5 protein-coding genes are annotated in these 8902 nt (G+C 66.9%); 1 reads left to right on the top strand and 4 read right to left on the bottom strand.

Annotated features, from left to right (window positions below; all coding sequences use genetic code 11):
- Positions 1-52: 52 nt before the first annotated feature.
- Positions 53-1123, top strand: coding sequence for a 5-(carboxyamino)imidazole ribonucleotide synthase (locus QN347_RS12935; RefSeq protein ID WP_322161231.1), 1071 nt, complete (start codon positions 53-55; stop codon positions 1121-1123).
- A gap of 151 nt (positions 1124-1274) precedes the next feature.
- Here QN347_RS12935 and QN347_RS12930 read toward each other — a convergent pair whose 3' ends face one another.
- The 4 genes from QN347_RS12930 to QN347_RS12915 all read right to left on the bottom strand — a co-directional run bounded on the left by QN347_RS12930 (position 1275) and on the right by QN347_RS12915 (position 8867).
- The gene (locus QN347_RS12930; protein ID WP_322161233.1) at positions 1275-3164 is read right to left on the bottom strand and encodes a CocE/NonD family hydrolase; all 1890 of its coding nucleotides are present in this window, start codon (positions 3162-3164) and stop codon (positions 1275-1277) included.
- Between the two features lie 312 nt (positions 3165-3476).
- The gene (locus QN347_RS12925) at positions 3477-3779 is read right to left on the bottom strand and encodes a hypothetical protein (protein WP_133190799.1); all 303 of its coding nucleotides are present in this window, start codon (positions 3777-3779) and stop codon (positions 3477-3479) included.
- A 23-nt stretch (positions 3780-3802) separates the two neighbouring features.
- Positions 3803-6613 carry a M16 family metallopeptidase gene (locus QN347_RS12920; RefSeq protein WP_322161235.1) on the bottom strand — a complete coding sequence of 937 codons (2811 nt, stop codon included), beginning with the start codon at positions 6611-6613 and terminating at the stop codon, positions 3803-3805.
- Positions 6614-6725: 112 nt separating this feature from the next.
- Positions 6726-8867 (bottom strand): penicillin acylase family protein, encoded by a 2142-nt coding sequence (locus tag QN347_RS12915; RefSeq protein ID WP_322161237.1) that lies wholly within the window; start codon positions 8865-8867, stop codon positions 6726-6728.
- Positions 8868-8902: the final 35 nt, after the last annotated feature.

Below are 8902 nucleotides of genomic sequence, written 5' to 3'. Positions count from 1 at the left end.
GCCCCCTCCCTTCCAGGGAGGGGAGGCTCCCCCATTCGACGGACACGCGCGCATGACCCCCCTCCCCCCCGGCTCGACGATCGGCATCCTCGGCGGCGGGCAACTCGGGCGGATGCTTGCGGTCGCCGCGGCGCAGCTCGGCTATCAAACCCGCATCCTCGCCCCCGACGAGGAAGCCGTCGCCGCGCAAACCGCGTCGAGCTACATCCGCGCCGATTATCACAGCCACATCGTGCTCGACGAATTCGCCGCCGCGGCTGATGTCGTCACCTACGAGTTCGAGAATATCGCGCTGGCGCCTGTCACCTATCTCGCGGGTAAAGTGCCGGTCCATCCCGCCCCGGCCGCGCTCGGCATCGCGCAGGATCGCGCCCTCGAAAAGGCCTTCGTCGCCGAGATCGGCGGGCGTACCGCACCGTGGGCAAAAGTCGAGACGCGCGCTGACCTTGCCGCCGCGCTCGTTGAGATCGGCACGCCCGCGATCCTCAAGACGCTGCGCATGGGCTATGACGGCAAGGGCCAGGTGCGCATCACCGCGCTCGACCAGGTTGACGCCGCCTGGGACGCGATCGGGCAGCGACCGGCGATCCTCGAGGGGTTCGTGCGGTTTACCCACGAATTCTCGATCCTGCTGGTGCGCCGCGCCGACGGTCAGATGGTGAGCTATCCGCCGCCGTGGAACCAGCACGAGGACGGCATCCTCGCCACCTCCACCCTCCCCGCCCCGCCCGAGATTGCCGCGCAATGGGGCGAGGCGGCGGCGCTCGCCGGGCGGATCGCCGATCGGCTCGAGTATGTCGGGGTGCTGGCGTGCGAATTCTTCGCCGGCGTCGACGGGCCGGTGTTCAACGAAATGGCGCCGCGCGTCCACAATTCGGGGCATTGGACGATCGAGGGCGCGGTCTGCTCGCAATTCGAGAACCATATCCGCGCAATCTGCGGGCTACCGCTCGGCGACACCGCGCTGACGGCGCCCACGGTAGCGATGGAGAACCTGATCGGCGACGACGCTGACCGCTGGGCCGAGATTCTCGCCGAGCCGGGCGCGCATCTGCATCTCTACGGCAAGGGCGCAAGCCGGCCGGGCCGCAAGATGGGGCATGTCACGCGACTCGGGCGGTAACCCCTTATGATCCTCCCCGGCACGGGGAGGGGGACCATGAGCATTCAGCGAATGGTGGAGGGGGCTCGCCGCGAGCGTAACGCCCGTTGCGGCCCCCCTCCACCCCTCGGCTGAAGAAGCCGAGCGGTCCCCCTCCCCGTTCCGGGGAGGATCAGGGCACCACCGGCAGCGCGATGTAGCTCTGGTCGGGCCCGCTCACGATAACCTGCTGCGTCGCCTTCACGTAATCCGCCGGCTTGGCGTAGAAAATGTTGGGCACGAAGCTCTGCGGGTTGCGGTCATAGAGCGGGAACCAGCTCGACTGGACCTGCACCATGATGCGGTGCCCCGGCAGAAACACATGGTTCGCCTGCGGCAACGCCCAGCTATACGCCAGCGGCACGCCGGGTTTGAGCGCGACGGCATGATCGAGCCCCTCGCGGTAGCGCCCACGGAAGATGTCCATGCCGACCGCCAATTGATAGCCGCCCATCTTCGGGTCGCTCGGCACCTGGTCGGGATAGACGTCGATCAGCTTGACCACCCAGTCGCTGTCGGTGCCGCTCGTCGCCGCGGTGAGATGGACGACCGGTTGCCCCGCAATCGTCACGGGCTGCGTCAACACCGGCCCAGTAAAGGTCAACACGTCGGGGCGGCTCGAGACGATGCGCTGGTCGCCAACCAGCCACGCCTTCCAGTGATTGTCCTCATAGCTAACCGGCCGCACCGGACGCGGGACGTTGGTCACCGGATGCGCCGGATCAGAGACGTAATCGGCGGTCTGCGCCGGTCCGGCGGCCGGTGCAAAGCCAACCGCGTCGCCCGGCTGGAGGTATAGCTTGGTCATCGCCGGCTGCGCCGACCAGCTCGGCAGGCGCTGCCACTGGTTGGTGCCGCTCTGGAACGCGGTGACGGGCGCGACGTCCATGGGCATGCCCTTGAGGTAATGCGCAAGGAACGGGCCGAGCACTTGGCGGCGCCACCATTTGGCGGTGTCCTGGTCCCATTGGATATCGCCGAGCGCCTTGCCGTCGTCGATCTGCTGACCGTGATACCACGGGCCCATCGTCAGATAGACCATGTTCCCGGCGGTATCCTTGGGTTTCAGCGCGCGATACACCGCTGTCGCGCCGTAGATATCCTCCTGGTCCCACAGGCCGTGGACGAGCATCACCGGCACCTTGAGCGGCTGGCGGCTGAGCACCTGGTCCATCGCCTGCGCTTGCCAGAAGCTGTCATACGCCGGGTGCGCGGCGATCTTGCGCCAGAAGCCGATCTGGTCGAGCCCGTGCGCCGTGGCGAGCGCGCCGGTCGAGCCGGCGCGCATCACCGCGTCATATTCGTCATAGGTGGTGCGCGCATAGGGCGACGAATTGTCGCGCGTCGCGATCTGCTCCCAGATATAGTCGATCCCGACGCGGAACGCGCCGTTGTGGAACCAGTCGTCGCCGCGCCAGCCATCGACCATCGGGTTCTCGGGGACAGCCACCACGAGCGCCGGATGCGGGTTGATCAGCGGCATCAGCGACAGGAAACCGTCGTAGGAAATGCCGAGGATCCCGACCTTCTTGTTCGACTCTGGCAGATGTTTCACCAGCCAGTCGATCGTATCGTAGGTGTCGGTCGAATCGTCGGTATGCGTCGGGTTGAGCGCGGTGTCGTGGAGCGGCGGGTTCATCATCGCGATGCCCTGCGACCCGTATTTGCCGCGCACGTCCTGCACGACGCGGATGTAGCCGCCGTCGACGATCACGTCGGTGGCATTGTCATAGCCGGTGAGGCTCGTCGCGAGATCGGCGTTGTTACCGCCTTTGCCCGTCATCCCGTCGGCGTTGTACGGCGTGCGCGTCATCAGGATGCCGGCATCGTGCGCCCCCTTGGGGAGGAGGATGACGGTGTGGAGCTTGACCCCGTCGCGCATCGGGATCTCGACGATGCGACGCTCGTAGTTGAAGCTTTCGCTCGGGGGGACGAGCTTAGCGGGACGCTCGTCATAGGTTTGCGCGTGCGCGGTGAGCGGCGAGACCGCCAATGCTGCGCCCAACAACCAACGTGCCTTCATGCCCCGCTCCCCAGCTCTTCGCTCCGGTCACACGCATGACGCCCCCCCGCCGTCATCCCCGCGAAGGCGGGGATCCCGCTGCCTGGCCCCGCCCCCGAAGGAGAAGCGGGACCCTCGCTTTCGCGAGGGTGACAGGAGTGGGGCGATCGAACGATCTCATGCTGCCGGGGCACACCGGATTGCAAACCCCGACGCGCAAAGTGTGCGGCACGGTGGGCCCCGGCACAAGGCTAGGGTGACGGTCGCGCGATACAAAAACGGCCCGCGCTCCGATTGGAGCGCAGGCCGTCTTCATCGCTCAAACGAACGGCGTTACGCCGCGCGCGTGCCCGTCATCGGGAAGCTGCCGAACGCGCCTGCGCCGACGGTGCCGGTGAGCGTGTCGCCCTCGGCCGTCGCCTTGCAGTCGAGCGTCATCGGCATCGGGACGACGATCGACATCTTCCAGCTGATCGTGTCACCCTCGACCGTGCCGTCGGTGATCTCGACCGAACCCATCGCGCCGTTCTGCGAGCCGGTCCAGCTGGTGCCGTCGGTCTTGACCGTCAGCACCGCCTTCTGGTCGCCGAGCGGCGACTTGACGATCGTATCCCACGTCCCATCAACTGCAGCCATGATGTGTCTCCTGCCAATAATTTCTAGCGCACGTCCGCCACGGACGCCGCAGGGATCACCTCGACCGGCAACCCGATGCTGTCAAGCTGACCGCGGACCTTCGCTGCATCGCCAACGACGATCCAGACGAAGCGTTTCGGGTCGAGCGCCGCGCGTGCCGCAGCGTCAAGCTGGCCTGCGGTGAAGCCCCGATATTTTTGCGGCAGCGTCGCATAATAATCGTCGGGGCGGCGATACAGGTCGTTCGACTGCAGCGCGCCAAGCACCGCGCCCGACGTCTCGAAATTGCCCGGCAGCGAGCTGATCGCGTCGGTGATCGTGCGGTCGAACTCGTCGCTCGTGATCCCCTTGGTCGTCACGAAATCGGCGAAGTCGGTGCGCAGCGATGCGATCGATTCGCCGGTCTTGTCCGCCTGGACGCCGGTGCCGAGCAGATACGGCGTGGCGTATTGCGCGCGACGGAACGATCCGTTGACGCCGTACGACCAGTGCCGCGCCTCGCGCAGGTCCATGTTGACGCGCGACAGGAAATCCCCGCCGAGCGTGTCGTTCGCAGTTTCCAGCGGCAGCAGATCGTCGGTGCCGACGAGCGCGGTGGGTGCGCCCGCGATGATGAACGACTGCGGCGAATCGGGCCGGTCGATCAGCACGATTTTCGGCGCGGACGGCGCGGTCTTCACGCTGAAATCCTTGACGCCGGCGGGCCCGGTCGGCGTCCAGTCGCCGAAGCGCGCGTCGAACGCGGCCTTGATCTCGGCAAGCGGCCGATCGCTGACGACGAAGATCTTGGCCTTGTCGGGACGGATCCAGGCTTGCTGGAAGGCGACCAGATCGTCGCGCGTCAGTGCCGCCACCGCCTTGGCGTCGCCGCTGCCGAGCGCCTTGGCGTAGGGATAGGCCGCGCCGTAGACGAGTTTGGGGAACACACGCAGCGCGAGGCCCTGCGGGCTCGTCAGCTCGGCGGAGATACGCGAGAGCTGCTGGTTCTTGAGCCGCGCGACCTCGGCCGGATCGAACTTGGGATGGCGCACGATATCGGCGAGCAATTCGGTCGACGCCGCGAGATTGGCGCTGGGCGTGAACATGCCGACGATCGTGCGGTCGGGCGCCGAACCACTGGTGATGCTCGCGCCGAGCCGCTCCTTGGCCTCCGCGATCGCGATCGAATCGCGGGTCGTCGTGCCCTCGTCGAGCATGTCGAGCGTCAGCCCCTGTGTGCCGAGCTTGCCCGGCACGTCGGCCGCGACGCCCGCGTCGAAGCTGATCGACGCCTGCGTGATCGGCACGGCGTTGCGATAGGCGTAGATGAGCTCGATGCCGTTCTTGAGCTTGGCATGCTCGACCTTGGGGAAGACCAGGCTCGACAGCGTGCCGACCGGCGGGAGCGCACCGCGCGTGCCCTTGAATTCCGCCTCGGGAGCGGCGGCGACCTTCACCGGCGGCGTCGCCTCGACATAGGCGTCGCGCGCGCCGGGGATGACGGTCAGCGCATAGACCGGGCGCGTCAGCCATTTGGCGCTCGCCGCCTTAACGCGGGCCGGCGTCTGCGCGGCGAGCTCGGCGAGCTGCTTCTTGTAGAAGCCGGGATCGTTTTCATAGAGCGCGCCCTCGGCGAGCGCGACCGCCTTGCCACCGAAGCCGCCGGTCGATTCGAGCCCGGCGATCCGCCCTGCGGCGTCGCGCGTCGCGACGCGCGCGACTTCGTCGGCAGTCGGGCCGTTGGCAATGACGTCGGCGATAATCTCGTCGAGCCGCTTGGCGACAAGCGCGGGGTCGACACCAGGACGCGCATCGGCGCTGACCACGAACATGCCGACTTGCGCGAAGCTCTCATTGTTCGCCGAGACGCGCACCGCGAGCTTTTCCTTGCGCACCAGCGCATTGTCGAGCCGGCTGCTCGACAGCCCGCCGAGCACGCCCGCCGCCACATCGAGCGCGACCGCGTCGGGGTTGTTGATGCCGGGCACCGCCCACATCCGGTAGATCCGCGTATTGGCGACGCGATCCTTCATCACCTCGCTTTTCGGCGCGGCGAGCGTGGGGACATCGGCGGTCGGGACGACGCTTTCGGGCCCCTTGGGGATCGCACCGAAATATTTGGTGACGAGCGTCTTTGCGGTCGCAACGTCGACGTCGCCCGACAGCACGAGCACGGCGTTGTTCGGCCCGTAATGCCCGCGGAACCAGTTCTTCACATCCTCGACGCTTGCCGAATCGAGATCCGCCATCGCGCCGATCGTGGTGTGGCCATACGGATGCGTCGCGGGGAACAGCGCTTCGGTCTGCTTGTACTGGACCAGGCCGTAGGGCTGATTGTCGCCCTGGCGCTTCTCGTTCTGGACGACGCCGCGCTGCTCGTCGACGACGGCGGGGGTGATCGCGCCGAGCAGATAGCCCATCCGGTCGCTTTCGAGGAACAGCGCACGGTCGAGCGCCGCGACCGGCACCGTCTCGAAATAATTGGTGCGGTCGAAATAGGTCGTGCCGTTGAGATCGGTCGCGCCCATCGCCTTGGTATAGGTGAAATAGTCCTTCGGCGCGTTCTCGCTGCCGTTGAACATCAGATGCTCGAACAGATGCGCGAAGCCGGTCTTGCCCTTGGGCTCGAACTTCGAGCCGACATTGTACCACACCGACACCGCGACGACGGGCGCCTTGTGGTCGGTGTTGACGATGACGCGCAGGCCGTTGGGCAGGCGGAATTCGCTATAGGGGATGTCGACCTGCTTCACGAGGTCCGCCACCGGAACGGGCTTCGGCGCGGTTTGCGCGAAGCTCGGCGTGACGAAGGTTGCGAGCGCTACACCAGAGAGCGCGAGCAGCTTGACGGTCATGGAAATCCCCTGGGAATGGCATCGGAAAGATGAACTGTAGTGTGAGGCTATAGCAGCCGTATTGCCCTGGCAACGCGTCTCTTTTGAGCGCCTCCCCTTCAGGGGAGGCGCTTTAGGGCCGGTATACGCGCTCGACATTCTTCCGCAGATCGTCGCGCCAGAACAGCACCGGCTTGAACCGGTGCGCCGCGAACAATGGCGCCTGGTCAACATAATGCGGCGATTCGGGCCGCGTCGTCGCCGCGCCGTAGGGCTGGATCGACTCCGACGCGACACGTCCGGCCTTGTCCCACGCCATCACCATAATGAAGCTGTCGCCATGCTTGACGACGAGCCGCCCGTCATCGGCTTCGTCCCACGTCGAGGCCGCGCGCAGCACATCGGGTGCGCCATCGAGTGGCAGATCGGCGCTCCCGTGGCGCAACCGCAGCAGCGTGCCGAGCGGCGGATCGAGCGTCCCGAAATGCGTCTGCAGATATGCCGCCGCCTTGGCCAGCGCGTCGCGCGGGTCGAGCTCGGGGCGGCGCTGGTAATGCCATTTCTGCCCCGTCCGCAGCAGGATCGCGGCGAGCGCCTGGCCACTGTGATGGCCGTCGAAATCCCAGTTCCAGCCGCGTAGCAGGCCAATCGCTTGCTTCAGCTGCGCATCGCCCTTCGGATCGACGCGCGCGACATCGCCATACCATTTCGCCGCCCAGCTCAGCTTGCTGACGCCGGTGTCGAACTTGATCCGCAGCAGATCCTCGGCCGAGATCGACGGATCGGCCCCCAGGAGCTCGACCGCGCGCGTGCCGCGATTGGTCGTGTCGGTCTCGATCCCGAGCAGCGGCGAATAGTCGCCCGGCTTGAGCTCCGACCCAGCCCCCGCCGCCTGGAACGGCGTGTTGTTGGCATTGGCGAGAAAGCCCGATGCGGGGTTCACGTTGCGCGGCACCTGCGCGAACGGCACCGTGCCGGCCGCAAGATCGCGCGAGGTATCGCCGCGCAGGACGTGGCGATAATCGAACCCCGGCTTCCGGTTGGGGAAGCTGGCATTGTAGACATAGGCGATGTTGCCCGCGGCATCGCCATAGAGGAAGTTGGTCGCGGGAACGCCCTGGAGCGCCAGCGCCTTCTGCCACTCGCCGAAATCGCGCGCGCGCGTCAGCTGGTAATATTCCTCGACCATGCGGAGCTGGTCGGCACCGGCATAACGGATCGCGAACGCGCCGCTCTTGTTGATGATCACCGGCCCCTGCACCGCGCGATAGACCATCTTCGGGATCGGCAGCACGAACGGCCCGAAACGCACCTTTAGCCACACGCGGCGCGCCTCGAGCGGGAGCCACTTGCCGTCGAAGCGATACTCGGTGCCCGCTTGATTGCGCACGAGCTTGTAGACGTCGGTCAGGTCGGGCCGGTTGACGGTGTTGGTCCACCCCAGATGTTCGTTATGCCCGAGCACCGGGAACGGCACGCCGGGGAAGGTCGCGCCCGAGAAATGCCAGCCAGTGCCCGATTGCACGCTGAGTTCGTACCACGCGACAGGCCCGCTCCACGGCTGATGCGAGTTCGAGATCACGCGCGTGAAACCGTCGGCCGAGCGTTTCGGCGCGACGACGAAGGCGTTCGAGCCATTGGGCATCGCTTCGCCGGTCGCGGGGAGCGCGGTCGGATCGGGGCTGTCGGGCACGGCCCCCGCGGTCTCGGCCGGGAGCGGCTTGTCGCCCGACAGCGCACCGAGCGTCTGGTCGAGCCCGAAGAAGAACGGCGTGCGCAGCACGAAACCCGTCGCGATATCCTCGCCATTCGCCGGGAACAGTCGCGCGAGCCGGATCTCGCCGGGATGCCGCCGCGCATAGGCGTTGAGCCCGCTGGCATAGGCATCGAGCAAGGCGCGCACATCGGCGGGCTGCTTGTCGTAATCGCGCTGCGCGGTCTCGCGCGCGCCGAGCAAGGCGAGCGTGTAATCGACCTTGGCGCCGTCCGCGCCGGTCATCGCGCCGAGCCGCCCGCGCGCCATCGCGACCGCCTCCTGCAGCGTTGCGAAATCGTCCTCGGCATGGGCATAGGCGACACCGTAGGCGACATCGGGATCGGTCTTGCCGAAGATGTGCGGCACGCCGAAGCGATCCCGCGCGATCACGCTGTCGTAAGGGCGCTCGGCCGGTGCGACGACGCGCGCCGCGGTGAACGGCTCCCACACCGCCAAAGCAATTGCGGCGCCGAGCAGCACCACCGCCAGCCATACCGCCCCGGATCGTATCGTCCGCATTCGGATCCCCTCTCGGGGCGAATAGAGCAGCCTTC

Source organism: Sphingomonas sp. 10B4 (assembly GCF_035019905.1).
Taxonomy (GTDB): Bacteria; Pseudomonadota; Alphaproteobacteria; order Sphingomonadales; family Sphingomonadaceae; genus Sphingomonas; species Sphingomonas glacialis.
This window is presented reverse-complemented; position numbering and strand designations above follow the sequence as displayed.

Excerpts from the sequence above, each read along its gene's own strand:
- QN347_RS12935 (WP_322161231.1), top strand. The coding sequence starts at position 53 with ATGACCCCCCTCCCCCCCGGCTCGACGATCGGCATCCTCGGCGGCGGG.
- QN347_RS12930 (WP_322161233.1), bottom strand. The coding sequence starts at position 3,164 with ATGAAGGCACGTTGGTTGTTGGGCGCAGCATTGGCGGTCTCGCCGCTC.
- QN347_RS12925 (WP_133190799.1), bottom strand. The coding sequence starts at position 3,779 with ATGGCTGCAGTTGATGGGACGTGGGATACGATCGTCAAGTCGCCGCTC.
- QN347_RS12920 (WP_322161235.1), bottom strand. The coding sequence starts at position 6,613 with ATGACCGTCAAGCTGCTCGCGCTCTCTGGTGTAGCGCTCGCAACCTTC.
- QN347_RS12915 (WP_322161237.1), bottom strand. The coding sequence starts at position 8,867 with ATGCGGACGATACGATCCGGGGCGGTATGGCTGGCGGTGGTGCTGCTC.